This is a genomic window from Proteiniborus ethanoligenes, assembly GCF_900107485.1.
Classification (GTDB): domain Bacteria; phylum Bacillota; class Clostridia; order Tissierellales; family Proteiniboraceae; genus Proteiniborus; species Proteiniborus ethanoligenes.
In genome coordinates, this window is the sequence record NZ_FNQE01000001.1 from 140,250 (window position 1) to 166,563 (window position 26,314).

Genomic DNA, 26,314 nt, shown 5'->3' on the forward strand with positions numbered 1-26,314 from the left:
TATTCTAATCTACTTTTACAATCCAACCTTCAGGTCCTTCTATATCTCCAAATTGAATACCGCAGAGAGTATCATATAATTTTTGAGTTATAGGTCCAACCTCAGTTTCACTATAAAATACATGAAGCTTATTATTGTATTCTATTCCACCAATAGGAGAAATAACCGCTGCAGTTCCACAAGCACCTGCTTCTTTAAATTCATCTAATTTGTCAATAAATACATCTCTTTCTTCAACCTCTAAGCCCAAATAATGCTTAGCAATATGCATTAATGAATACTTTGTAATACTAGGAAGTATAGAAGGTGATATTGGAGTGACAAATTTATCATCATGAGTTATACCAAAAAAATTAGCTGCTCCAACCTCTTCAATTTTAGTATGAGTTGCAGGATCTAAGTAAATACAGTCAGCAAAACCTTTAGATTTAGCTATAGAATTCGGTAATAAACTACCTGCATAGTTACCTCCTACCTTTGCAGCACCAGTACCATAAGGAGCAGCCCTATCATACTGAGTAATAACAAAGTTTACAGGAGACATTCCACCTTTAAAATATGGACCAACAGGAGAACAAAATACGCAGAACATATATTCAGGAGCAGGTCTAACACCAAGATTATCTCCAATACCTATAACAAATGGTCTAAGATAAAGAGTGGCACCAGTACCATAAGGTGGTACATATGCCTCATTAGCCTTAATTACTTGTTTGCATGCATGGATGAATTTCTCCTCTGGGATCTCAGGCATAAGAATACGCTTACAGCTATTATTCAACCTTTTAGCATTTTGATCTGGTCTAAACAACTGAATATCACCATTTTTAGTTCTATAAGCTTTCATTCCTTCAAAGCACTGTTGTCCATAATGAAGTGCTGTTGAAGCTTCACTTATGGTAATATTGTTGTCTTCAACTAGTTTTCCTTCATCCCATTTGCCATCTTTCCATATTGATATGTACCTAAGATCAGTTTTAATATATCCAAACCCTAGCTGTGACCAATCAATGTTTACATCTTTCTTCATAAATTAATCTCCTCCCTTAGATTTGTCTAAAAATTATTCATGTTTTTATTATATATTATTAATTGCATTTAGTGAACATATATAAAGGAAGATTAGCACATAAAAATACTCATATAAGATTCAACGATATATTTGAGCTTAAAACAGAAACTTATTTTATCTATAATTTTTCCCAAGAGCTTGTTTTTATGTTATTATATACTAAAGGAATAAAATAAATGTATTGGGGGATGACATATGCTGTATAGAAAGTTTGGCAAATTAGATTTTCAAGTATCAAATCTAGGCTTTGGCTGCATGAGGTTTCCGGTACTAGATAATGATAATGGGAAAATAGATGAAGTGGAAGCCATAAGGATGTTAAGATATGCTATAGATAATGGGGTTAATTATGTAGACACAGCATATCCATATCATCAAGGAAATAGTGAACCACTAGTAGCTAAAGCTTTAAAAGACGGTTATCGTGAAAAAGTAAAGCTTGCAACAAAGCTTCCTGTATGGCTTTGTAGAACTTATGAAGATTTTGATAAGTATTTAAATGAGCAGCTTGAAAAACTAGAAACTGAATATGTAGATTTTTATTTATTGCATTCGCTAAGTAAAAAATCATGGACAAATGCTAAAGACTTAGGAGTTTTGGATTTTTTAGATAGAGCCTTATGGGATGGAAGAATTAAATATGCAGGATTTTCATTTCATGATGATATAGATACATTTAAAGAAATTGTCAATTCATATGACTGGACATTCTGTCAGATACAGTTAAATTATATGGACGAAAATTATCAGGCTGGCTTAGAAGGCTTAAGGTATGCTGCTGAAAAAGAATTAGCAATAATTATTATGGAGCCTATAAAGGGTGGTAAATTAGCTAAAGAACCTGAAGGAGATTTTAAGGAATTATGGGAAAAATCCAGAGTAAAAATGACTCCTGCAGAGCTTGCGCTAAGATGGGTTTGGAATCAACCTGAGGTAGCTTTGCTACTTAGTGGTATGAGCACTATGGAACAAGTAGAGGAAAATATAAAAACTGCTTCAACTGCATTACCAAATTCTCTTAAACCTAATGAAATAAAGCTGATTAATGATATTAAAGATATATACAATAGCCGCAATAAGGTTGGGTGTACTTCATGTAGATACTGTGTGCCTTGCCCAAATAATATTGCTATTCCAAACATATTTGAGATTTATAACAATTATTTTGTTTATGATATGGTAACATGGGGCAAAAAAGCTTATGAAAACATGATAAATGCGGGCACTGACTCAACAAAGTGCATAGAATGTGGTCAATGTGAGAGTATATGCCCGCAAAATATAGAGATAATACATCATTTAAAAGAAGCTGATTTGGTGTTAAGAAAATAACCTGTAAATATCCGGTAAAATCCGGATATTTATTTTATAGGGGTGATTCTTCTGATGATTTCTTCAACTTCATTAGCAAATCCTGACAATGGTTTCCCAGCTCTTATATCTCTACCCATATTTTCAATTCTCTTAAAGAGGTCAGCATTTGCAGTAACAGATACATTTGTAATATTCTTGTCAGTATCTTTAACAATTTTCTCTATTCTATTTTTTAAGTTTGTAGTCATACTACCTTCAATATTGTCATCCATATTAACACCAACTAAACAAGTGTTTCCAGAGATAACAACAGTTGCTCTGTTTATTTCTTTTAAGTCATCAACTTTGTCAGCAATTCTTGCAGCTTTGTCTGCTACAGCTTGTTCAGTATAATTAATGTTTCTATCAATCATATTGTCATTTAGATTTCTATTAGGATTTAGATTATCTTGGTTAGTTGTATTGCCACTAAAATCGGTGCTTCTTTGTATCGGGTTGTTTAGGCTATTATTGTAAGGAGTATTAGGTTTTTCAGATCTCCTTATAGTACACCCTACCATTCCAATACTTAATACTAACACCAATATAGCAACAAGCGAAATAAGCTTAAATCCATTTTTCAAAATTATCACCTCCTACATATATTTTGCTACTTTAAATTATTTTTATTATTCAAAAGGCATAGATAAATATGTAGGATAAAGCATAGTTATCAAGATGTGTATTATATTAGATAATAAGAACAATTATTGGTTAAACACAAACACTAATATTAATTAGTTATTTGGCATACTATGAACAATAAGTTTAAAATTCATTAAAACTAGGATGAAAAAATTACAAATTTATTAAGATTTATTTTTTATAAAGGAATATGAGCAAATTCGTCGAAAGGATTATTTATTGATTAGATTGAAGATAAATTGCTATGAAAGTAAAATAATATATTTTATACTTTTATAAGAGAAATATATTTTGGCATAATTTAGTTTTTTAAAAAGCTAAATATTATGTTATATGATAAACATAATATTTTTTTTGGAACTTTTTATTAGTTTACTTCGTCTAATAAATGACAATTTTTAAAAGGGGTGAGAAAGAATTGGCATTAATTGAGCTAAAAAACATTACTAAATGTTATAAAATTGGACAAATACAGGTCAATGCCTTAAATGGCGTTGATTTATCTATTGAAAATGGAGAGTTTGTTTCAATAATGGGTCCCTCAGGTTCAGGAAAGTCTACATTATTAAATGTAATTGGTTGCCTGGACCAGCCTACCACAGGTACATATAAGTTAGGCGATAATAATGTTGAAAAGGTAAGCGATTGGCAACTATCAGACATAAGAAACCAATTCATTGGCTTTGTATTTCAATCATTCCACTTACTGCCAGGCTTAACTGCATTAGAAAATGTCGAGCTACCTTTGATATATAGAGGTATATTAGGGAAAGAAAGAAAAAAAAGAGCAATTGAAGCCTTAGAATCTTTAGATCTAGGAGATAGAATGCATCACCTTCCTACTCAATTATCAGGAGGACAGCAACAAAGAGTTGCCATAGCTCGTGCAATTGTAGGAAAACCTTCAGTATTACTTGCTGATGAGCCTACAGGTGCTTTAGATTCAAAGTCTAGCGTTAATATTATGTCCGTATTTCAAAAATTAAATCAAGAAATGGGTATTACAATAGTGCAAGTTACTCACGAAGAGACAATTGCCCAATATGGACATAAAATTTTTAGACTTTTTGATGGTAAGATAGAAAAAATAGAAGTATTAAATGAATCATTAAAGGCTATAGAATAAAATTTATATATTTGATTTTGGAGGTGTTGGAGTTGACAAAAAGATTATTAATGATTTTGATAGTAATTGCTATAGTAGCTGGTGGAGGATATTATGCGTTTAAGCAGCTTATGCCAGAAAAATCAGAAGAAGCACAGGGACCAATTTACTCAACTTTTGAAACGAAAAAAAGTGATATTTCAGCAGGTGTAGAAATATCAGGACAATTAAATGCATCTAGATCTGGAGGTATAAGAGTACCTGGCGATATGTATTCAGGGCAAACAGTTCAATATGTTATTGAAGAATTTTTAGTAGACGAAGGTGATGAAATAACTCAAGGCCAAGTAGTAGTAAGACTTCTAGCAAATGAAATACATAATAAACTAGATGATATAAGAGAGCAAATTGATTCTCAGAAAAAACAATTATCTCAGCTAACTGGGCTTCCAATTAGTGAGGTAGATTACATAAATCCTTCCCAAGGTTTAAAAATAACTGCACCAATCTCTGGTAGAATTATGAACCTAGATGCAAAAGAAGGAAAAAAGATTTCTCAAGGGTATATAGTAGCAAGCATAGTTGATAATTCTAAGTTTAAAGTATCTGCTAAGCTTACTCCATCAGAATTTGGTATGGTTTCTGAGGGGCAAACTGTTGCTTTATCTTTTCCTTATTTTGATGGAGCTATAGAGGGCACTATTACAGAATTGAATTCAAGTGCAGTACCAGATAATTCAGAAGAAGGAAAATTTGGTACAAATTTTGTATATATGGCTACAATTGAAGCTAATAACCCAGGCTTAATTCAAGCAAATATGGAAGTAAAAGTGGGATTATCACGTGGAGACAATCAATCTGTTCCTTCTATACACTATTTTATGTATCCAGGAATAGTAGAGGGCTTTGTTAATGAAGAAAAGCTTGTAGCACCAGTAGAAGCTGTAGCCACTCAAGTTCATGTAAAAGGGATGCAAGAAGTAAAAAAAGGCGATGTTATTGTAACTATGGCTGGAGCAGATGTAAGAGATATGATTCAAGAAAAGGTAGAAAAGATTAGGGAACTAAATAATGAAATGAGAGACTATTATTCAAAATTAGATCAGCTTGAAATTAGATCTCCTATGGATGGTATAGTTGGAGGTATTTGGAGACAGCAAGGGGAAACTGTAAGAGGTGGAGAATGGCTTGGAGATGTATATAATACTTCAGACATGAGAATTTGGGCTGAAATAGATGATATAGACGTACTGCAGGTAAAGCAAGAGGCTCCAGTTACTATAACTGTAGATGCATTACCAGGGGAAAAGTTCCAGGGTAAAGTAGTGAGAATTTCAACAATGGGAAAAGACAGAAATGGTTTAACTAGATTCCAGGTTGAGATAGAGGTAATAGGTGGCCCACAATTAAGACCGGGAATGCAGGCAAGAGCATATGTAGATGCTGGAAGTGCACAAGGAGTTTTAATTGTGCCATTAGAAGCAATATTTGAAGAAGATGGAGTTTCAAAGGTTGAAATATTAGGTGATGACGGAATACCAAGAGTTGAAGCTATAAAGCTAGGACTTATGAATGATAAATATGCAGAAGTTGTTGAAGGCTTAAAAGAAGGAGATAAGGTTATAACTGGAAGCACAGCAGACTTATTGCCAAGTCAGCATATTAAATCAAATGACCCAATACTTCCATCAGGTGGAGGAGAGAACAATGATGGTAACAATGGTGACAATATAGATGGCAATAATAATTAAAGGAGGATATAGCAATGAAAGAAAAAAGAGGCATATTTTCCTTCTTTATTAGAATATGGTTTACAGCTAAAATGGCTGCCCATGGAATACTTTCTAACCCTTTGAGATCTTTTTTGACTATTCTAGGAGTAGCCATAGGAGTTGCTTCAGTGGTTAGTCTTATGGGTATAGGAGAAGGTGCTAGACAATCCGTAGTAGAGCAATTTGAAAGCTTAGGCTCTAATGTAATTCAAATTAAAGCACAACATTCATCAATTGAATTTGAGCCTGAATTAGCAGAGGAATTAGTTGAAAGAGTTCAAGGTCTTGATATGGCAACACCTGTAGTAAATACTAAGGCTGTTATGAAATGGCGCAGAGCAAGAGGATCTGTAGATGTTGTAGGAGTAAATAGTGATTTCCATAAAATAAGGGACAATGAACTGCTTTCTGGGAATTTCTTTACTAGTCTACATGTAAAACAACGCTCTCCAGTAGCAGTGCTTGGATATAATATGGGAGTAGGTCTAATGAAAGGAAGAAATCCTGTAGGACAGACTTTTACATTAGAAGGCCAAACCTATAGGATTGTAGGAGTCCTTGAACAAAAAGGATCCGGTAATGCAGAAGGAATAGACGATAAAGTAATTATCCCTTATACTACTGCACTGAAAATTGCAGATAAAAGAAAAGTAGATCAAATATGGGGGAAAGCTGCTTCAAAAGAAGAGGCAGATTTAGTAGTAGTTCAGCTAGGCAGGATATTTAAAAGAAGGCTAGGCTTAGATCAAACAGCTCCAGCAGGTGGCTCTAATGGAGGAGAAGAAACCATAGATGGTGGAGGAGCAGTATTTTATGGTGGAGGATTTTATTATGATGATTATTACTATGACGAACCTTCTCAACCGGAGATACCTAGTAGCGGCGAGGATTTAATAACCATAACCAGCCTAAATCAGCTAGTTGAAGAAGCAGATAATGCAAATAGAGTTATGACATTACTTTTAGGTGGTATAGCTGCAGTATCCTTGCTAGTAGGTGGATTAGGTATTATGAATATAATGCTAGTTGCTGTTACTGAAAGAACAGAGGAAATTGGGCTTAGAAGAGCAATTGGAGCAAAACAATCAGACCTACTGTTGCAATTTATACTAGAGGCACTATACCTTAGTGCCATAGGTGCAATAGCAGGTACAGCATTAGGTGTATGGGGACTCAATCTATTTGAAAACTATGGCTTTAGTACGGCCATAAACTTCCAAGCCATAGAAATAGCTACTATAGTTGCACTATGTTCAGGGTTGCTTTTTGGAGTATATCCTGCTATTTCAGCATCCTCATTGCCACCAGTAGAAGCATTAAAAAGACAATAAAAGCAAAAAAGTTGGAGTGTCATTTTTCTCCAACTTTTTTTATGCTTTTCAATATATTGTTTATAGTACTTTAGTCTGATATATTATATAATAAATACATTAATAAATTCATAAAAAATTTTTAAATACGAGGAGATGAAGGATGAGTATAAATGCTGATACAAGTCTTTATTGCTTAATAGGAAACCCTATTTCAAAGAGTCTGTCCCCATTAATACATAATACTATTTTTAAAGAGTTAGATATAAACGCTAAGTATTTAGCACTTAGAGTAGAAGATTTAGAAAAAGCAGTACATGGGATTAAAGCATTAGGAATAAAAGGCTTCAATGTTACTATTCCTCATAAGATAAATATAATTAAATATCTCGATGAAATAGATGAAAAAGCTAAAATAGTTGGTGCTGTAAACACAGTATTAAATATAGGTGGTAAGCTAAAGGGCTTTAATACGGATGGAGATGGATTTATTGAATCAATGAATAATAAAGGATATAGTATAGAAGGCAACAAAGTAGTTATGATTGGTGCTGGAGGTGCTGCTCGTTCAATAGCTGTTTCATTGGCTTATAAAGGCATAAATGAGCTGCTAATAATAAATAGAACTATTGAAAATGCATATGACTTAAAGTCCTCCGTTCAAAATAAATTTCCTCAGCTCAAAGTAAAATGCTATGACAGTGTACAGGACAATGACCTGTTTAAAAATACAGACTTATTAATTAATACTACTTCTATAGGCATGTATCCACATGTTGATAATATACCTATTTCACCTAGTTTATTTTCTAAACAAACTATTTTTTATGACATAATTTATAAGCCTGAAATGACGAGACTATTGTTAGAGGCAAAAAAGCAGGGGTATAATATTATTAACGGAATAGACATGCTTATTAATCAAGCTATTTATTCTCAGATTATATGGAATAGTAACTTATTTGAACATAGAGTAGATTCAGAATTGTTAGTTAAAAAAATAACTAAAAAAATTCAACTGGAAATTTAGCCAAATACGTATTATTAACACTGAATATTTTTTGTAGAACTAAAGAGGAAAATACTTTTTTATGTAGAATACATAATTAAATTTACAGATTAGGTCTTAAGGCCTAAAGACAGAAGGTGAATAATTTGAGAAAAAGCTTAAGATTGGGAGATTTATTATTAGATGCTGGAAAAATCAATGAAATTCAGCTTAAAGAAGCACTAGAACAGCAGAAAATAATAAAGACAAAACGTCTAGGTGAAGTTCTTATAGACATGGGTTTTCTAAGGGAAGATGATATTTTAGAAGTATTAGAAAAACAATTAGGAACGCCAGCTATAGATTTAGGAAAATATAAAATAGATCCTAATGCAACTGCATTAATACCTGAAAATATTGCCAGAAGATATGATTTGATTCCTATTGGTAAAAGTGATGGGAAGCTTGTAGTTGCAATGAATGACCCCCTTAATATATTCGCAATTGATGATATAAAGCTACTTACAGGCATGGATATTAAAATAGTTATTTCATCGAAAACAGTAATACTAAAAGCAATAAACAAGTTTTATAGTCAAGAAAGCACTAAAAAAGCTTTAGAGGAGTTTGAAGAAACATATACACCTAGTAGTATAGAAGATTTTGATGAAGAAGATTTAACCGAGGTTAATAGTGCACCAGTAGTAAAACTAGTAAATTCAATCATTAGTCAAGCTATTAAGATGAAAGCAAGTGATATACATATAGAGCCTTCTGAAAAAAACATAAGAATTAGATATAGGGTAGATGGAGATTTACAAGAAATTATGAATCTATCTAATAAGAGTCTTATGGCTATAGTTACTAGAATAAAAATTATGGGAAGAATGGACATAGCAGAGAGAAGGATACCCCAGGATGGTAGAATAGAAACTGAAATAGAAGGTAGAGATATAGATATGAGAATATCTACGCTACCTACTGTTTATGGAGAAAAAATAGTAATAAGGCTTTTAGACAGAGAAGGTTTCAATTTTACAAAGGAAGATTTAGGTTTTTCAGACTATGATCTTAAAATCTTTAATAAAATACTAAAACAGCCTTATGGGATTATTTTAGTAACAGGGCCTACTGGAAGTGGTAAAACTACTACCTTATATACAATACTAAAGGATTTAAATAGAGAAGAGAAAAATATTATCACTGTTGAGGACCCTGTAGAGTACAAGCTAAATGGTATTAATCAAGTTCAAGTCAATAATAAAGCAGGATTAACCTTTGCAAATGGGCTTAGATCTATACTAAGACAAGATCCTGATATCATCATGGTTGGAGAAATAAGAGACTCAGAGACTGCTGAGATTGCCGTAAGAGCATCTATAACAGGACATTTAGTTTTATCTACTCTTCATACAAATGACACAGCTTCTACTGTAGTTAGACTTATTGATATGGGAATAGAGCCATATTTAGTTTCTACTTCAGTTATTGGTATAATCTCTCAAAGATTAGTTAAAAAATTATGTCCTGATTGCAAAATTCCTTACAAGCCTAATTCTAGAGAGAAATCTATTTTTGGATTAGACGAGGCCCAGGATTTTACTCTCTACAAGCCTTTAGGATGCAACAAATGCTTTAAAGGATATAGGGGGAGGATTCCAGTTCACGAGATAATGTACATAGACCAGGATATTAGAAAGCTTATAGATAGCAGAGGTACTACAGATGAAATCAAAGACATGGCTATTAAGAGCGGAATGACGACTTTAAATGAATCTGCATTAAACCTGGCAACTAAAGGTACTACTTCATTAGAGGAGGTCTTTAGAATAGGATATACCTTAGATTAGGAGGAAAAACAAAGTGGAATTTTTAGAGCTGATTAACGATGGCACAGAAAAAAAGGCTTCAGATATACATATTACAGTGGGCTTACCTATTATTTATAGAATCAACGGAAATCTAATAAAGGTAGGAGAAAGCATTTTAAAGCCACAGGAGACAGAAGAAATAGTAAGAAAATTATTAAATGAACGGCAAATAAATGAATTAATTGATAAAGGTGAGCTAGACACTTCATTCTCAAGTCCTGGCATTGGAAGATTTAGGATAAACATTTTCAAACAAAGAGGAAGCTATTGCTTAGCCATAAGAATCATACCTCTTGAAGTACCTACAATAGAGGAGCTAGGATTACCGGATGTAGTTAGAGATTTGTCTAGATTAAATAGAGGCCTTATACTAGTAACTGGACCAACAGGCAGTGGTAAATCAACTACATTGGCTTCAATGATAAATCTTATAAACAGTGAAAGAAACTGCCATATACTGACATTAGAAGATCCAATTGAATATTTGCATAAGCACAATAAAAGTGTAGTAAATCAAAGAGAAATAGGTACAGATTCCTTAAATTTTGGAAACGGGTTGAGAGCAGCTTTAAGGCAGGACCCAGATGTTATCCTTGTTGGAGAGATGAGAGATCTAGAAACCATTAGCATAGCCCTAACTGCTGCAGAAACAGGGCATCTAGTATTATCTACCTTACACACCATAGGTGCTGCTAAGACCATAGACAGAATAATAGACGTATTTCCACCTCATCAGCAGCAGCAAATAAGAGTGCAGTTTTCATCTGTAGTGCAAGGTATTATATCACAGCAGCTTTTACTTAAATCAGATGGTAAGGGCAGAGTAGGAGCCTTTGAAGTTATGATAGCTACACCTGCCATTAGAAATCTTATAAGGGAAGAAAAATCACATCAAATAGATACTGCTATTCAAACAGGGGCCAAGTTTGGAATGCAGACAATGGATAATTCATTGTTAGGTTTATACAAAAAAGGCTTGATTAGTGGAGAAACAGCTCTAAATCAATCCGTAAACCCTGAAATGATTAGTAGATATATATTATAATCAGGTGGTGAAAACATGCAATACAAATATAAAGCGGCTACAGAAAATGGACAAGTTGTAGAAGGCATACATGATGCAAATGGTGAGCATGAAGTTTTGGCTATGCTTAAAAGCAACGATTATATTCCTATATCTATAGAGTTAAATAAAGATAGCAGCTCCAGTCCTTCAGTACTTACACCAAGGGTTAAGAAAAAAGACATAGCAGTATTCTGTAGACAATTTTACACTATGCTTAATGCTGGGGTTAGCATAGTTAAAAGCTTAGATATATTAGAAAAACAGACTGAAAATAAGCTTCTAAAAAAGGTATCAGGAATAGTGTATGGGGATGTACAAAAGGGCTTAACCTTATCAGAAGCTATGAAAAAGCACCCTAATGTGTTTCCGAGCCTATTGATTAACATGGTAGAAGCTGGAGAAGTTAGTGGTAACTTAGACACCATAATGGAAAGAATGTCTAACCATTATGAAAAGGAAAATAAAATTGAAAATAAAATAAAAGTAGCCATGGTTTATCCCATAGCTTTAGGTATAGCATCTATAGCAGTAGTAATATTTTTGCTTGTGGCAGTTATGCCTACCTTTGTAGGTATGTTTGAAAGCAGCGGGGTAGAGCTACCAGGTCCAACAAAGCTACTCTTAAATGTAAGTGACTCTCTTCAAAACCATTGGTACATACATCTTATAGTAGTATTAGCTATGGTTTTTGGCTTAAACTATTTTAGAAAAATGGATTCTGGAAGACTGTTCTTAGATGGTTTAAAGCTACGCATACCCATCATTAAAAGAGCAAATACAATGATAATAACATCAAGATTTACTAGAACACTATCTACCTTATTATCTAGCGGTATTCCTTTACTCCAAGCCATGGAGGTAGTGGCAAAAATAGTAGACAATAAGCTAGTAGGCAATAGACTTGAATATTCTAAAGAGGAAGTTAGAAAAGGAATTCCATTATCAAGAGCCATAAAGGATATTAATATATTTCCACCAATGGTAGATTCAATGATAAAAATAGGCGAAGAATCAGGTTCATTAGATGATATATTAAACAAGAGTGCAGATTTTTATGATGAAGAGGTAGAGACATCACTTCAGAAGATGGCAGCAATGATGGAGCCATTGCTCATAGTTTTCATGGCTGTAGTAGTAGGGTTTATAGTTATTGCCATGGCGTTGCCTATGTTTGATATGGTCAACACAGTACAGATCTAATGACAATAAAAGCCTAAGATAAAAGCAAATTTTGCATTGACAAGCCTTAGGAACTTAAATATTATTATGTAGGTATTATTTAAATAAGGGCAAAACTACTGAAAAGTAGCGACGCAAAGCTAGAGTCTAAAGCTACACCCTGTGGGGTAGCCATGATCGTTCAGCTGCATAAATAATTAAATATTATTTGTGCAGCTTTTTTTATCTAATAAAGAAATATTAATAAAATATTTTGAAAGGTGGTGGTTTAGGAAAGTAGAAATTAGTGTATTTATATAAATATTTAAAAATATTAAACAAGGGGGAACAAAAATGTTCGAATTTATTTTAAAACAATTAAAGAGTAAAAAAGGCTTCACATTAGTTGAGTTAGTAGTGGTAATTGCTATATTAGGTATTTTGGCGGCTATTGCGGTGCCTAGGTTAGGTGGGTTTAGCGATGGTGCTAAAAAAGCAAAGGTTGAAGCAGAACATAGACAATTAATAAGTGCTATACAAATGTGGCAAGCAAATTCTAGTGATGTGGATAGTTTTCCAAGTAATTTAGATGCTCTAAAAGATTATTTTGATGATATTGAAAAAGTTAAAGAGACAAAACAAAAAGATGGATCAACGCTTGCTCATGCAATTGACTCAGATAAAAAGACATTAACTTCAACATGGGATCCAGACACTAATAATAAAATTGAATGGGTTTATCCGACTCCTGCTGGAGATTAAATAGAGACTAAGAGAATGCGGGGGACTAGGACAAGGTGACAGAAACCACGTCCCAAAACATAGTTTTAAATATCACAATATAGGAATGACTCACTTTTCCTCATCCTAAACTGATACTCAGAACAACAGTATAATCATAAGGAGGCTACCATGTACATACTAATATTCATATTTGGAGCTATAATAGGCTCATTTCTAAACGTATGCATATATAGAATACCTAGAGAAGAGTCTATAGCCTACCCACCATCTCATTGTCCTAAGTGTAGCACTTCATTAAAATGGGTAGATCTTATACCCATACTTAGTTTTTTAATACAAAAAGGCAAATGCAGATATTGTGGGGAGAAAATCTCCCCTCAATATCCAGCTATAGAGCTGTTAAATGCAATTATTTATTTAATTATTTATATTAAGTTTGGATTTACATTAGAGTTTTTCTTTTATTCAATATTTTTTTCTATACTCATTATAATAGCTAATATAGATTTACAGCATATGATTATTCCTGATATTCTAATTGCTTTAATACTAGGAACTGCAGCCATATATAAGCTTATATCCTATTTTAAATACGGAGAATCATTAGATTTATTAAATAGCATTGGGGGACTATTATTAAGCTCCCTATTATTTATCGTAATTATAATAATTTCTAAAGGCGGAATGGGAGGAGGAGATGTGAAATTAATAGGCTCTCTAGGGTTTATTATAGGTATCAAGAACATCTTTCTTACTATATTCCTATCCTTTATACTAGGCGCAATTATATCAATAGTATTATTAATTTTGAAAATAAAAGGGAAAAAGGACCCGATACCCTTTGGACCCTTCATTATATTGAGTTTTTTTACTATAGTTTTTCTTGGTGAACAGTTGATTAGCTGGTATATAGAAGTATTTTTAATTTGATGATGCAGAAACAAAAATTTATTGTATTGGATGTATGATAATATGAAAAATTTAAACAAGTTAATAAAATCTAATGATGGAGCAGCATTAATAGTAGTAATTGTAGCTTTTTTAGTTATTATAATATTATCAGCTTCAATATTATTTTTGATGAATACTAACTTAAGACAGGCTAGACATCAAGAGCACATGATAGAAGCATATTATTTAGCATATTCAGGTATTGAGATGGGATATGCTGCATTAATAGCTAATGGCGATGAGCTTTTAAATGATTTTATAGATGAATATAATAATAATTCTAGCTATATAAAAGAAGAGAACAGTATTATCTTTGGAGAAGGGAAAATAAATATCCTCATTAGTGGCTATGAAGAAAAGGATAATTTATGGATAAGTATTAAATCTACAGGGATATTAAATCAATCAGGGATTAGTACATCAATGTCAATGTCATTTCTAGCTGACAACAAATCAATTAGAAAATGGGAAAAATAAATTTATGAGAAGGCTGATTGGAATGAAAAGAAGCAAAGGGTTTACATTAATAGAATTAACAATAGTTTTAGGCTTAATCGGGATAATCATTGGAATTGGATTTACCTTATTTAATTTTGGTAACAAAGCTCATAAAATGAGTGCAGAAGAATACCAAATCCAGTCAGAAATGAGGATAGCTTCTGCAAAGATAAATAACTATCTAAGATATTCTACAGCTGTATTTACATTACCTGAACTAAATGAGGACAAGCTTACGGAAGGATGGAATTATCTGGCTTTAAGTGAAGACAATAAAGAGATTGTTGAATATATATATGATCCAAATACTAAAAGTCATAAAACAAATGTAATAGTTTCAGCCCAAGAGAAACTATCCTATAATTTAAATTTTAAAAAAGAAAATCCTTATTATATTGACAAACTATTAAAATTTACTCTTGAAGGATTTATTGAGGGAGATAATAAGAAAATAACTATTGATTCTGAGGTAGAAGCATTAAACGCATTACAGGTAATAGATAGGGGAACTAAAACTAGTTTATCTACCGTATTAGCTTTTAGGGATGATGATAGACCACTAGCAGCAGAGGCTGCTATAGCAATGGTATTAGATAAATCAGGCAGTATGGATAAGGATTTAAAAGGAAACACAACGTATAATGCTGATAATAAAAGAACTACATTATTAAGAAAAGAAGCAAATAGATTAATAGAAAACTTTAGTGAAATGCAAAATATTTACTTAAGCTTAATACCTTTTTCTACAAGTGCTAACTTCCCAGTTCCATATGATAATTCAAGAGACTTTTTTAATGTCTATGAAAAAAAGTCTGAGCTTCAAAGTAAGGTAACAGGAGAGAATAAAACTACAGATTTTTTATATCCCAATGGCGGAACAAATACTGGGGACGGAATGAGAAGGGCATATTATAAAATTAATGAATTCAATAATGATCCTCATAAGAAAGATATAGATAAATTAAACTATATGGTTATTTTAGTTGATGGTGTTACTACTTTTGCCAGTGTTATTAGCAATACCAATAGAAGTTATTTAACAACAGATGGCAATATTAAAGAAGGATACCTTGACAGAACTGATCCTAGAGATTTAAATGGACAAGTAGTAGGCAATGGAAGCACCCTTGATACTAAAGGAACTGAATATGTTAAAAAGATTGGCAAGATGATTAAGGATGATAATATAAAGGTATATGTAGTTGGATTTTCATCAATAAGCTCTGAATTAGATAGTGTAAATGATATAGCAGCAGCATGTGGTGCAGTAAAGGCATACAAGGCTGGAGACGAAGAAGAGCTGGCTAATATATTTGAAGAAATAAGACAGGACATTTTAAGGGATTTGTGGCATATATCAGGACCTCAGTAAAGCTTGAAAGGAGGGGTTATATGAATAATAAAGGAATGACATTAATTGAAGTTATTTTAGCTATTATGATAATAGGGGTTATAGTCATAGCTTTCTTACCTTCCATAAGCTCAGGATACAATATGTTAACAGGTACAAAGAAATTTACAATTGACTCCTTTGAAGCTCAGAAAGAGATTGAATTATTAATGGAGAAGGCAAGGAAAAAAGAAGATATTAATGCATATCCCCAAATAGAAGAAAACAGCATAAAGGTTTTTGGAAAAGATGTAAAAGGCTACAAGGTATCAATGGATATAAGTAATCATGGTAAAATAAATGCTTTTGTTGGGGACATAAGACCACCTGAGCCTAAAGTTCCAGTGGCAGATAAGGTAAACTTAAAGGGAATGAAAAACAATAAAGAAATAAAATACATTTATGGTGCCGATAAGGATATTTATTTAGAAGGAAGCTATGAAATTACAGGAGATACAAGACAGTATCTATTAAATGTTATACAAAAATGGTATGTTTCAGAAGAAGGATTTTATCCAATAATACCAGAAGCCTATCCAGAAATTGATGCAGGCAATAAATATCCTGTATTTCCAAATAATTATGAATTAATAAACGGAGAAAGCACTAAGAAACTAACTAATTTAGAAAAATATCTTGGTAGACATATAATATATACAGTAACCCCCATATCTAAAATAGGGAAATATGGAGTAGAAGTAAATAGTAACCCTCTATATGTTATAGGACTTCCATTCATAGATGGACTTTCATTACATCTTGATTCATCTTATATAGATTCAAATAATGGAGATTTTCAAAGCTGGACAGATTTATCAGGTACACATGATTTAGCAAAACCAGATAAACCAAATAAAACACCAAATATTATTGATGGTGTTTTATACATGAATGGTTCAGCATTAAAAATACAAGAAAATAATTCCTTGGATTCAGAGAATTTGACCATATTTACAGTAGTTAAGAATACAGAGAGTGGAATAAATAGAATCCAAAACATTATTTCTAAGTATAATAATTCAAACGAACAAGGGTGGCAGCTAAGATTAAATTCAGAAAATGTGGAGTTTGAGTATATGGGTTTAGAGCAATATTGGGATTGGGGTTGGCGTTATAGAAAAAAATCTAATACGCTAGTAAGCGAAAATTATGGTGAAGATAAACATATAATAATGGCATCTTTTTCTCCTAATAACACCCTATTAGGCATAGATGGAAGTGATTTTCTAATTCAAAATAAAAATTACACTAATAGTATAAATAATGAGCCTATAATCATAGGTGGAGACTCATCATATGTTCAAATTTCAGAAATATTAATTTTTAAAAACGCCCTAAGCGAAGAAGAAAGAAAACAAGTTGAGACATATTTAAGCATTAAGCATAATTTAGGGTTGAATAACAATAATTGATGGGAGGAGGTTTATAGCTATTAGCTATATTGACTAACCTATAAACAAACTAATAAAAGGGAGTGAAGATTTTGAAGCTACCATTTTTAAGTAAAAGCATAGTCTCCATAGATATAGGCTCCTATGAAACAAAGGTAATAGAAGCAAAGAAAAACAATAATAATATACAAGTAATTAAAACTTTTTCTATTCTTACTCCTGAAGGCTCTTATAACAATGGCTATATTAAAAATGAAAGTCTTTTAATAGAAAAAATAAAGCAAGGTCTAAAGGACAATAATATATCATCAAAGGAAGCATATTTGACAATAAAAAGTACTGCTATTATTACGAGAGAAATACTTTTTCCAGTTTTAAGTTCAAAAGAGATAGAAGGCATGTTAAAGTATCAGCTAGAAGAGTATTTACCAATGGATATTAGCAGATATACTGTACAGCATAGGATAATAGGAAAAACTTTTGATGCAGGTACAGAAAAAGTTATAGTTCTTGTTGTGGCTATACCAAAGGATATAGTAGAAAAGCATTATTTTTTATTGAATAACCTTAACCTAAAGCCTTTAGTTATGGATTATCAATCAAATTCTATTAGTAAAATCTTAAAGTATTCTAGTATAGTTAATGATTCTGACCCTATTCCTAATAAAACAATTGCTGCAATAGACTTAGGACATAGCGGAACCAATGTTTCAATAATAGAAGAAGGTGTACTTCAAACTAGTAGGGTAATTGAAATTGGTGGAGAAGATTTAGACAATAATATCTTAAACCTATTCCAATTTAGAAAAGAAGAACTATTAGAAAAAAAAGAGGAAATAATGGATATCAGCGTATTAGATGGTAGCTATTCAGACTATAACCGACTAGTAAATGTAACCAAGACTACTATAGAGAGTATTATAGATAAAATAGAGAAGGTTATTAAATTTTATACTTCTAAGGAATTAGGCAATGAAGTGAATATAATTATATTATATGGTGGACTATCAAACATGAAGGGTATAGACAAGCTGTTTTCAAACTACTTTCGTATAAATACTATAGTTCTAGAAAGTATTGATAAAGTTAATATTCAAACTAATCTCAATAAATACATAAATTCTATAAGTTCAATCTTAAGAGATGAAGAGGTGTAAACCTATGAATGATTTAAATTTTTTTCAATCCTATAATTTAAAAAGAGAAAGAAAGTTTAATAAAGACTATTTATTCTATGGAATAATGGGTTTAGTTATTATTGGGATTATGTTTTATGGCCTTTTTAACATGATGAAAATTAAAAAAATATCTAAAGAGGTTGCTATTTTAAAACAGCAATTAGAAATAAGCAAATCAAATCCTAAAATAATTGAGATATTAGAAAAGGAAGCTAAGATTGAAGAATTAACAGAGAAATTTAAGCATTTAAAGTCTATGGATGATTATATAAATTCTAATGATTTAATTAATGAATACTTACTAGACTCAATAACTGAAAGAGTACCTGAGACTATTTTTTTAAACTCAATAGATTTAAATACTAATACGATAACAATTGATGGGATATCAAAAAACAAAAAATCTATATCCGATTTTGAACATGAATTAGGAGAAATAGAAAGCTTTGAAGAAGTATTTATTCCTTCTATTTTTCAGCAGGATAATTATTTTCAGTTCACATTAAATGTAAAGCTTAGGGAGGGAGAGGTCTATGGCAACTAAAATGACAACTAAAAGCTTTACTAAAAACAGTATAAATTTAAGTAGAAAAGAAAAATTTCTAATTATTTTATTAATAGTAGTAGTATTTTTCTGGCTGTTTAATAAATTTGTTTTAACTGCTCAAAGCGCTAAATTAGATGAGCTGAAGCAAGAGAGGGTTAGCCACGAAGAGGATATAATGAAAGTCAACTCAATCCTTGGAAAAGAAAAGCATATTAATGAACAGTGGTCTAAACTAAATCACGATGTTAATCATATTACAAATAAGTATTTTTCTGATATAGAGCAACCCAAAATACTAGAATTATTAAATGGGATAATTGATGATGGAGCTTTAGATATAAAAAGCATGCAATTTTTTGGTCCAGATTATACATCATTAGGAGAAGTAAATACTAAATATTTGGGTGTATCTATACCATTTGAAGGAACCTATGAAGACTTGAGTAAATTTTTATCACAGCTTGGGAAAAGTCCTAAAAAGCTTTTAACTAGCAACTTATCCTTATCAAAAATGGTAGATGGTAATTTAACAGGCCAAATGGACTTAAGCATTTACAGCTATGATAAGCTAATGGATGAATATGTAGAGAATGCATATAAGCCTGAAGTTAGAAGCGTTATAAAAGAAAATCCTTTTAAGCCTTTTGAAGGTTATACCGAAGAAACAGAAGACACATATATTGGTTCAGGCACTAATATATACATGGCTACAGAAAAAACAACTGTACTAGAGGATTTTGAAGGAGAAGAAATATTCTTTATGCCATCTAGTGATAGTGTTACAGGAAAAGTCTCAAGATTTACTAGCTCAAAGCAGGGGAAATATAGTCTTCGTATAGAATATTTTATATCTACAGAAAACAAGGAAGAAAGGGCTTATATATTATTAGATGACAAGGAAATTATATTAAAATATCCTCCATCCTCTATTGGTATATGGGCACATTCATATGGATATTCCCCAGTAATTTTAGGATTTAGATTTCAAGATCAAGAAGGGAATAAAATTGATTTAGAGCTTTCCAGGGGGGTTAATTGGATGGGATGGGAGTATATAGAAGCATCACCACCTCAGGACATTAAACTTTATCCACTGAAACTAGACAGAGTCTATTTGGAATTAAGTAGCAATAAAGATGATTACGGAGTAATGCTTTTTGATAATATTGAGGCCTTCTATCCAGCAAATGAAAGGGAAGCAGAAGGTATAAAAAACTCATATTTGTTTTATGTAGTTGAGTATGGGGACACCTTTGAATCCATAAGTGAGAAATTTTATGGTTCTAAATCTAGATATAATGCTATTCTGAAACAAAATGGACTTAACAAGAACAGTATTCTTGAAGCAGGTCAAATATTAGTTATACCAAAATAATGTCTGAGGGGTGATGAATTTGAAAAAATACTCTAAAAGCTTTTACGTTTTACTCATATTTTTTATTTTAATTACCTTTTTTCCTAATAACACGTCTTATTCAGCATCAACAGACGAAGGCTACAAGGACGGTTATTCTGAAGGCTGGCTAAGTGGTATAGAAAAAGCGGAAGAGGATATGGCAAAAAATAGAAGTAAAAACTATTCAAGATCTATTCCTACCAATGAAGAAATTACCAAAATGTATAAATTAAATGATGAAAGCAGTAGATATAAAAGCTCTTTCTTAGATGGATATAAAGATGGATTTAAGGACGGCTATAATAGAACTTACAAGACATCTGATAAGGATGATGAAGATAATAAAAATAGTGAAACATATGCTCAGAGCCTTGGTTTTGCCATGGGAGAAGCATATGGGCAAAGAGACTATTATGGTGGAAAATCAAATAGATGGTCTAGTGCAATACCTTCAAATTCAAGCATAGTAGATATTTTTGATTTAAAGAAGGAGACTAATGAATATAGAACTACTTTTTTAGACGCTTTTGGTGATAGCTTTAAAGAGGGATATGAAGAAGGCTATAGAAAAGCCAAATTTGAACCCTTTGAAGCTTCCTTTGAACAAGGCAGTAAAGATGGAGAACATTTTGGCAGCTTACTTGGAGACATATATGGGAAAAAGGACTTTTTTTCAGGGAAAAACAATGACTGGAAAAGAAATTTACCCTCGAGAACTAGAATCATTAGCGATTTTTCTTTAAATAATGACTCGAAGGAATATTTAGATGGATTTGTATCCTCATTTAATTATTATTTTGAAGAAAAATATAATGAATCCTATAGAAGTTCAAGCTCAAAAGTTAATGATATTACCTATGAAAATGGCTATAAACATGGAATAGAAATTGGACTTAAGAAGGGACAAGGCTATGCTCAAATGGATTTGTTTCTTAAGCAGTCCAATAATATACTAAGGCATAAGCCCTATGATCAGGAAATTATCAATGAATTTAATCTTTACTTGGAAACTGAAAAATATAGAGAAGGATTTATTAGTGGTTTTAATGAAGGTCTTACCGAAGGATATATAATTGCATTTCAAGAACATAATTATAGCAACTCTGTAAATAAGATAGAAACCAAGATAATTCCTATTAGTGGTGGAGAAATTTCAACTCCAGATAAAAGAATTTCAGTTAATGTGCCTAAAGGTACATATTACAATGATGTTGCTTTGTCTTTAGATGGGTTTTCAAGCGTATATTTTCCTTTAAACAACAAATGGATAAAAGCTTCAGACATATACACGGTTAATGTCAGTAATCCTTCATATCAGTTTGATAACCTAAAACAAATAGAGTTAAGCTTTGAGTATTATGGTTCTCAAAGTGGTGGAATTTACAAATATGAAAATAATAATTGGATTTATCTTCCGAGCAAAATATCTGAAAACAAAATAATTACTCTTATAAGACCTAGTTCATTAAATATAAGCAGTGGCATATATGCTGTGTTTATAGATAATGAGTTTAAAACGATTAAAGATATAAGAGGACACTGGGCTAAGGATGAAATAAGCGCTTATGTTAGAAGAGGCTTAGTAGGTCTTTATGAGGATAATACATTTAGACCTAACACATATATATCTAGGGGACAATTATTAGTGATTTTAAACGCAGTATATAAGTGGAATTTCTATGGACTAGAAGAAAAAATAAAGGAACTAGAGAAATTAGAGGACTTTGAAAGCCTAGATGGATATAAAAGTTTAGTGGCATATGCTTTAAAGCATGGATACATGGATATACGTCCAGATAATAAATTTAGTTTATATGGGGCAGTTTCTTATAGGGAAATGGAAAACATCATTAGAAAAATACATGGAGACAATAGGATTAACTGGAGTAGCATTTCACATTCAATGATGCTTAACAAAGATACTAGGAGCAAGAGCTTTGACTCAATGGATAATAGTATAACTCGGGCAGAAGTAATATACACTTTGTATTTATTAAAAGATAAGTAATATGATTCTATGAGCTTAATTAAAAGGCACTTCTAGTAGCTAGAAGTGTCAATTTTTGTTTGATATTTAAATATAGGATAATAATTTAAAAGTATTTATAAAAAAATTAGAGGATTTTCATGAAATTTAGTGAATATATTTAATGGTTATATTAGAAAAAAATGTATAGAATGGAACCCATGTTTTTAATTATAAATTCAAGGTGAGTTGCTATGCTTAATAAGCTAAAAACAAATAATGGACTTACATTAATTGAGTTATTATTTACTTTAGCTATGTTTGGTGTGATAGTAATATGGGTTACAGGCTTATTAATCAATACAGCTGTAATAAATAGAAAATCAGAGCAACAATATAAAGCTACACTAATAGCTCAAAGTTATATGGAAAACATAAAAGCTTCTGATTCTATAAATATTGGAGAAACGGTTGAAACAATCGATAGCTTTAAAGTTATTGTTAGTATTAGTAAAGTGAGTAGGTATAGGGAGAGTATCTATAAGATAAATATTGAGGTTTTAGCTGAGGATAGCATTTTAGAGAGACTAGAAGGTTATAAAATAATCACACAGTAGAGGTGGTACTGTGAAAAAGTCTAAAAGCAATTCTAAAGGCTCAACTCTGGTTATTTTACTAATTACGACTTCTGTTATCATATTGATTGGAACTGCTGTATTATACTTAGCTACAACAAACTATAAAATGAAAAAATTAAACAGTGATGTTAAGAGGGCTTTTTATCTTGCGGAAGCGGGCATAGATGAAGCTTATATTATAATTAAAGAGTTCATTAATGATGCCCTTAATTATGCTGAAGAAAAAGCCACTGTTGGAGAAACCCAGGATTTAAATAGTATTTATAGCAATGAATTTAAGAATTATATCAAAGGTGAATGTAAAGAAAATACGTCAAATAAGGGCTTGATTAATGCTCTAAATGACAATAAATCATATGAGATTTACAAAGATGGCTACCCTGAAGTTAATGCAATAATGAACGAATATAATAATGGCTTCCTAATAGAAATACAATCAATATATGCTAAGGATAAAATAAAAAGAATAATAGTCATGAAATGTACAGTTGATGTTCCACAGAATTTTCATAGTAACTTATACAATAATGCTAGTTATGAGCATATAATAAAAATTGTTCATTGGAAAGTAGAAAGGTAGATTCAGATATGAGACCTAATTCTATAAGGTTAAATAACGGATTTACATTAATTGAAATATTAATTACACTATCCTTAGCTGGTATAGTGATATCTATTGTTTTATCTTTGTTAATTACAAATATAAGAATGTTTCATAAGACTGATAAGGATATTGAACTACAGCAGCAAGGTCAGTTTATTATTGGCTTTTTAGAAGAAAAGATTTTAGAATCTGATAAGATAGTATATTTAGAAAATATGGATAATGAACTTAAACATGATACTAATGAAAAGCTTAACGTGAAGAAGATTATTTTTAAAAATTCTCCTAGTGCAAAAGATCAAGGATATATATTTTATTTAAGCAAAGATTTAAATGCTAATACGTATAATTTAAAATATGGCAAGGGACTGTCTGGCGCTGCAACTGTTGAAGTAGGCAATTACATTGAGAAGATTCAAATAGAGCCTATTCCCTTGAACAGTAAATATACTGAGGCAAAAGGTATCACTATAATTTTATATTTTAATATTGATGAGCAAAAGAAGAGCTTTACGACCCAGCTATGCTTCCGAAATTCTCAAAGGAGGTATTAAAGGTGAGTAGAGGAAAATATAGCTATGGCATGACATTAATAGAGCTGCTTTTAGTTATATCAATCTTGGCTATTTCTTTATCATTAATTTTTCCTAGGGTCAAAAGAAGTGACTATCACTTGATGACCTCTAGCAGAATCCTAAGAGATGATATAAGAAATGCTAGATATATGAATATGGTAGAAGGTAAATCCTATAAGATTATACTAGAGCCATATCAGTATAGAATAGTTGAAAATTCAAAAGAATTGAAAGTTGTAAAATTGGAAAAAAACCTTAGAATGAGCCACAACTTCACAGGAGGACAAATAGGATTTAGATATACAGGCTCACCTTCGGCAGGAGGTACTATAAAAATATTCGATAATAAATTAAATATATATACTGAAATAACTGTAGTACCTGATACAGGAAGAGTATTGCTTAAAAATGAGATATTTAAAGGACATAAGTAAAACTAGACATAATACTTAAAATAATAATTATACATGAAGGGGAGATATTTATGGAGCTATATAATTACATGGAAGAGGTAGTTTATAGATATGTAGATGAAGTATTAAAGAAATTTGACAATGAGGTTTGTAAATGTGAAAAATGTAGGCTTGATATAATTGCACTTGCATTGAATAATTTGCCGCCCAGATATACTGTAACTGAAAAGGGTAAGTTGTTTACTAAGGTTAAGGAAATGGAATCTCAATATGGAGTAGATATTATTAGAGAAATAACTAAAGCAATTGAAGTGGTTTCCAAAAAACCAAGACATGATTGTTAAAAGTAATTAAACTATTAAATAAATGATTAGTTTTTTCTATTCAAACTATTAGAATTATGTTATTATAATAATAAGTATAGTTGAGCCCATTATTATAAATAAAAACTATTTATTAAGTCTATATAAAATAGTTATAAAGATGAGCATCTAGTTAATAATAAGATTAGATAGCTGTATTAGACTTTAAAAAATTATTAAGACAACAATTACTATTTACTTGATTTAGGAGGTTTGAATATGATTTCAGCAAGTGATTTTAAAAAAGGTATTACCTTTGAAATGGAAGGAGATATTTATCAAATAGTTGATTTTCAACATGTTAAGCCTGGCAAGGGTGCAGCTTTTGTAAGGACAAAGATTAAGAATATTATTACAGGTGCTCAAAAAGAAACTACATTTAACCCTAGTGATAAGTTCCCAAAGGCTCATATTGAAACTAAAGAAATGCAATATCTTTATAATGATGGCGAATTATATTATTTCATGGATACAGAATCTTATGAGCAGGTTCCTTTTAATTATGACCAGGTTGAAGATGCAGTAAAATATATAAAAGAAAATGATACTACATTAGTAAGATTCTATAAAGGAAAGGCTTTTGATGTTCAGGCACCAAACTTTGTTGAACTATTAGTTACTCATACTGAACCAGGAGTAAAAGGAGATACTGCTACAGGAGCTACAAAGCCAGCAACAGTAGAAACTGGTGCAACAATTTTAGTACCATTGTTTATAAACATTGGTGATAAAATAAAAATAGATACAAGAACAGACGAGTATTTGTCAAGAGTTTAGGCAACAATATTGATAAAATAAAATTGAAAAAGGGAGGTTGATTTGTTATGGATTATCTATATGAAAGAATAGCATACCTTAGAGGTTTATCAGAAGGACTTGAAATTGAAGAAGAGAGTAAAGAAGGCAAACTATTAGTACATATTATCGATGCTTTAGAAGACTTTGCTGATGCGATTTCTGATTTAAATGAGGAACAAGAAGAATTAAATGAATATGTTGATTTTATTGATGAAGATTTAGCAGATTTAGAAGAAGAGTTCTATGGTGAGTTTGATGATGAATCTGATGAGTATGATGATGAATACGATGATGAGGATTTTGATTATGTTGAAGTAGAATGTCCTTTTTGTGAAGAAGTAGTATATTTAGACACTGACTTAATTCCAGAAGACGGTAAGGTAGAGTGTCCAAATTGTCTAAGATTAATATCTTGTGAATGTGACGACGATTGTAATTGTCATTAGTATTATAAAACCTGATGTTTTAGCATCAGGTTTTTTTATTTTTTGTTTTTAGCATATTATATAAAGCCTGTCATAAT

General features: G+C 31.4%; 26 protein-coding genes and 1 riboswitch. Of the genes, 24 read left to right on the forward strand and 2 right to left on the reverse strand.

The genetic code is table 11. The annotated features are described in order from the left end of the window. Positions 1-4: 4 nt before the first annotated feature. The gene (locus BLV37_RS00665; protein ID WP_091725827.1) at positions 5-1,030 is read right to left on the reverse strand and encodes a branched-chain amino acid aminotransferase; all 1,026 of its coding nucleotides are present in this window, start codon (positions 1,028-1,030) and stop codon (positions 5-7) included. A 237-nt stretch (positions 1,031-1,267) separates the two neighbouring features. Here BLV37_RS00665 and BLV37_RS00670 point away from each other — a divergent pair, with 237 nt between their 5' ends. Then, the gene (locus BLV37_RS00670) at positions 1,268-2,404 is read left to right on the forward strand and encodes an aldo/keto reductase (protein WP_091725829.1); all 1,137 of its coding nucleotides are present in this window, start codon (positions 1,268-1,270) and stop codon (positions 2,402-2,404) included. 29 nt (positions 2,405-2,433) lie between these two features. On the opposite strand, the gene BLV37_RS00675 is transcribed toward BLV37_RS00670, so the two are convergent. Next, positions 2,434-3,009, reverse strand: coding sequence for a YhcN/YlaJ family sporulation lipoprotein (locus tag BLV37_RS00675; protein WP_091725831.1), 576 nt, complete (start codon positions 3,007-3,009; stop codon positions 2,434-2,436). A 449-nt stretch (positions 3,010-3,458) separates the two neighbouring features. Between BLV37_RS00675 and BLV37_RS00680 the strand changes: the two genes are divergently transcribed. From BLV37_RS00680 to BLV37_RS00790, 23 genes are all read left to right on the forward strand, one after another. After that, positions 3,459-4,196 carry an ABC transporter ATP-binding protein gene (locus BLV37_RS00680; RefSeq protein ID WP_091725834.1) on the forward strand — a complete coding sequence of 246 codons (738 nt, stop codon included), beginning with the start codon at positions 3,459-3,461 and terminating at the stop codon, positions 4,194-4,196. A 32-nt stretch (positions 4,197-4,228) separates the two neighbouring features. Next, a complete protein-coding gene (locus BLV37_RS00685) occupies positions 4,229-5,926 on the forward strand; it encodes an efflux RND transporter periplasmic adaptor subunit (RefSeq protein ID WP_091725837.1) in 1,698 nt (565 codons plus the stop codon). Between the two features lie 14 nt (positions 5,927-5,940). Further along, positions 5,941-7,278, forward strand: a complete 1,338-nt coding sequence (locus BLV37_RS00690) for an ABC transporter permease (RefSeq protein ID WP_091725840.1) — start codon at positions 5,941-5,943, stop codon at positions 7,276-7,278. 142 nt (positions 7,279-7,420) lie between these two features. Further along, on the forward strand, positions 7,421-8,287 hold the full coding sequence (gene aroE / locus BLV37_RS00695) for a shikimate dehydrogenase (protein ID WP_091725843.1): 867 nt from the start codon (positions 7,421-7,423) through the stop codon (positions 8,285-8,287). Between the two features lie 116 nt (positions 8,288-8,403). Then, complete coding sequence (locus BLV37_RS00700) at positions 8,404-10,095, forward strand: GspE/PulE family protein (RefSeq protein ID WP_425287110.1); 1,692 nt, start codon at positions 8,404-8,406, stop codon at positions 10,093-10,095. Between the two features lie 13 nt (positions 10,096-10,108). Next, positions 10,109-11,161 (forward strand): type IV pilus twitching motility protein PilT, encoded by a 1,053-nt coding sequence (locus BLV37_RS00705; RefSeq protein WP_091725849.1) that lies wholly within the window; start codon positions 10,109-10,111, stop codon positions 11,159-11,161. A gap of 15 nt (positions 11,162-11,176) precedes the next feature. Continuing rightward, a complete protein-coding gene (locus BLV37_RS00710) occupies positions 11,177-12,382 on the forward strand; it encodes a type II secretion system F family protein (protein WP_091725852.1) in 1,206 nt (401 codons plus the stop codon). A 78-nt stretch (positions 12,383-12,460) separates the two neighbouring features. After that, positions 12,461-12,554, forward strand: a riboswitch (cyclic di-GMP riboswitch). Positions 12,555-12,694: 140 nt separating this feature from the next. Next, complete coding sequence (locus tag BLV37_RS00715) at positions 12,695-13,102, forward strand: type II secretion system protein (RefSeq protein ID WP_091725855.1); 408 nt, start codon at positions 12,695-12,697, stop codon at positions 13,100-13,102. A 150-nt stretch (positions 13,103-13,252) separates the two neighbouring features. Continuing rightward, on the forward strand, positions 13,253-14,014 hold the full coding sequence (locus BLV37_RS00720) for a prepilin peptidase (protein WP_091725859.1): 762 nt from the start codon (positions 13,253-13,255) through the stop codon (positions 14,012-14,014). Positions 14,015-14,056: 42 nt separating this feature from the next. After that, a complete protein-coding gene (locus tag BLV37_RS00725; RefSeq protein ID WP_091725861.1) occupies positions 14,057-14,512 on the forward strand; it encodes a hypothetical protein in 456 nt (151 codons plus the stop codon). 22 nt (positions 14,513-14,534) lie between these two features. Continuing rightward, positions 14,535-15,905 carry a vWA domain-containing protein gene (locus tag BLV37_RS00730; RefSeq protein WP_176967805.1) on the forward strand — a complete coding sequence of 457 codons (1,371 nt, stop codon included), beginning with the start codon at positions 14,535-14,537 and terminating at the stop codon, positions 15,903-15,905. Between the two features lie 20 nt (positions 15,906-15,925). Beyond that, positions 15,926-17,335 (forward strand): prepilin-type N-terminal cleavage/methylation domain-containing protein, encoded by a 1,410-nt coding sequence (locus BLV37_RS00735; protein ID WP_091725865.1) that lies wholly within the window; start codon positions 15,926-15,928, stop codon positions 17,333-17,335. A 71-nt stretch (positions 17,336-17,406) separates the two neighbouring features. Next, positions 17,407-18,471, forward strand: a complete 1,065-nt coding sequence (pilM, locus tag BLV37_RS00740; RefSeq protein WP_176967806.1) for a pilus assembly protein PilM — start codon at positions 17,407-17,409, stop codon at positions 18,469-18,471. Positions 18,472-18,475: 4 nt separating this feature from the next. Continuing rightward, entirely contained in the window at positions 18,476-19,036 is a 561-nt protein-coding gene (locus BLV37_RS00745; protein ID WP_176967807.1) for a PilN domain-containing protein, read from the forward strand. After that, positions 19,026-20,414 carry a LysM peptidoglycan-binding domain-containing protein gene (locus BLV37_RS00750; protein WP_091725873.1) on the forward strand — a complete coding sequence of 463 codons (1,389 nt, stop codon included), beginning with the start codon at positions 19,026-19,028 and terminating at the stop codon, positions 20,412-20,414. Before BLV37_RS00745 ends, BLV37_RS00750 begins: the two co-directional genes overlap by 11 nt. Before the next feature lie 19 nt (positions 20,415-20,433). Continuing rightward, entirely contained in the window at positions 20,434-22,443 is a 2,010-nt protein-coding gene (locus BLV37_RS00755; protein ID WP_176967808.1) for an S-layer homology domain-containing protein, read from the forward strand. Between the two features lie 212 nt (positions 22,444-22,655). Further along, the gene (locus BLV37_RS00760; RefSeq protein ID WP_091725880.1) at positions 22,656-23,018 is read left to right on the forward strand and encodes a type IV pilus modification PilV family protein; all 363 of its coding nucleotides are present in this window, start codon (positions 22,656-22,658) and stop codon (positions 23,016-23,018) included. A gap of 10 nt (positions 23,019-23,028) precedes the next feature. Continuing rightward, positions 23,029-23,619 carry a hypothetical protein gene (locus BLV37_RS00765; protein WP_091725883.1) on the forward strand — a complete coding sequence of 197 codons (591 nt, stop codon included), beginning with the start codon at positions 23,029-23,031 and terminating at the stop codon, positions 23,617-23,619. Further along, positions 23,601-24,197, forward strand: a complete 597-nt coding sequence (locus BLV37_RS00770; protein ID WP_176967809.1) for a PilW family protein — start codon at positions 23,601-23,603, stop codon at positions 24,195-24,197. Before BLV37_RS00765 ends, BLV37_RS00770 begins: the two co-directional genes overlap by 19 nt. 2 nt (positions 24,198-24,199) lie before the next feature. Next, complete coding sequence (locus BLV37_RS00775; protein ID WP_176967810.1) at positions 24,200-24,652, forward strand: pilus assembly FimT family protein; 453 nt, start codon at positions 24,200-24,202, stop codon at positions 24,650-24,652. Positions 24,653-24,702: 50 nt separating this feature from the next. Continuing rightward, positions 24,703-24,975 (forward strand): late competence development ComFB family protein, encoded by a 273-nt coding sequence (locus tag BLV37_RS00780; protein WP_091725891.1) that lies wholly within the window; start codon positions 24,703-24,705, stop codon positions 24,973-24,975. Between the two features lie 237 nt (positions 24,976-25,212). Further along, positions 25,213-25,770 (forward strand): elongation factor P, encoded by a 558-nt coding sequence (efp, locus tag BLV37_RS00785; protein ID WP_091725894.1) that lies wholly within the window; start codon positions 25,213-25,215, stop codon positions 25,768-25,770. A gap of 47 nt (positions 25,771-25,817) precedes the next feature. After that, positions 25,818-26,237, forward strand: a complete 420-nt coding sequence (locus BLV37_RS00790) for a CD1247 N-terminal domain-containing protein (protein WP_091725897.1) — start codon at positions 25,818-25,820, stop codon at positions 26,235-26,237. Positions 26,238-26,314 lie beyond the last annotated feature (77 nt).

Coding starts and splice junctions, on each gene's coding strand:
- BLV37_RS00670 (WP_091725829.1), top strand. CDS start 1,268: ATGCTGTATAGAAAGTTTGGCAAATTAGATTTTCAAGTATCAAATCTA.
- BLV37_RS00725 (WP_091725861.1), top strand. CDS start 14,057: ATGAAAAATTTAAACAAGTTAATAAAATCTAATGATGGAGCAGCATTA.
- BLV37_RS00760 (WP_091725880.1), top strand. CDS start 22,656: ATGCTTAATAAGCTAAAAACAAATAATGGACTTACATTAATTGAGTTA.
- aroE (WP_091725843.1), top strand. CDS start 7,421: ATGAGTATAAATGCTGATACAAGTCTTTATTGCTTAATAGGAAACCCT.
- BLV37_RS00780 (WP_091725891.1), top strand. CDS start 24,703: ATGGAGCTATATAATTACATGGAAGAGGTAGTTTATAGATATGTAGAT.
- BLV37_RS00750 (WP_091725873.1), top strand. CDS start 19,026: ATGGCAACTAAAATGACAACTAAAAGCTTTACTAAAAACAGTATAAAT.
- BLV37_RS00690 (WP_091725840.1), top strand. CDS start 5,941: ATGAAAGAAAAAAGAGGCATATTTTCCTTCTTTATTAGAATATGGTTT.
- BLV37_RS00720 (WP_091725859.1), top strand. CDS start 13,253: ATGTACATACTAATATTCATATTTGGAGCTATAATAGGCTCATTTCTA.
- BLV37_RS00735 (WP_091725865.1), top strand. CDS start 15,926: ATGAATAATAAAGGAATGACATTAATTGAAGTTATTTTAGCTATTATG.
- BLV37_RS00665 (WP_091725827.1), bottom strand. CDS start 1,030: ATGAAGAAAGATGTAAACATTGATTGGTCACAGCTAGGGTTTGGATAT.
- BLV37_RS00715 (WP_091725855.1), top strand. CDS start 12,695: ATGTTCGAATTTATTTTAAAACAATTAAAGAGTAAAAAAGGCTTCACA.
- BLV37_RS00710 (WP_091725852.1), top strand. CDS start 11,177: ATGCAATACAAATATAAAGCGGCTACAGAAAATGGACAAGTTGTAGAA.
- BLV37_RS00730 (WP_176967805.1), top strand. CDS start 14,535: ATGAAAAGAAGCAAAGGGTTTACATTAATAGAATTAACAATAGTTTTA.
- BLV37_RS00790 (WP_091725897.1), top strand. CDS start 25,818: ATGGATTATCTATATGAAAGAATAGCATACCTTAGAGGTTTATCAGAA.
- BLV37_RS00745 (WP_176967807.1), top strand. CDS start 18,476: ATGAATGATTTAAATTTTTTTCAATCCTATAATTTAAAAAGAGAAAGA.
- BLV37_RS00680 (WP_091725834.1), top strand. CDS start 3,459: ATGACAATTTTTAAAAGGGGTGAGAAAGAATTGGCATTAATTGAGCTA.
- efp (WP_091725894.1), top strand. CDS start 25,213: ATGATTTCAGCAAGTGATTTTAAAAAAGGTATTACCTTTGAAATGGAA.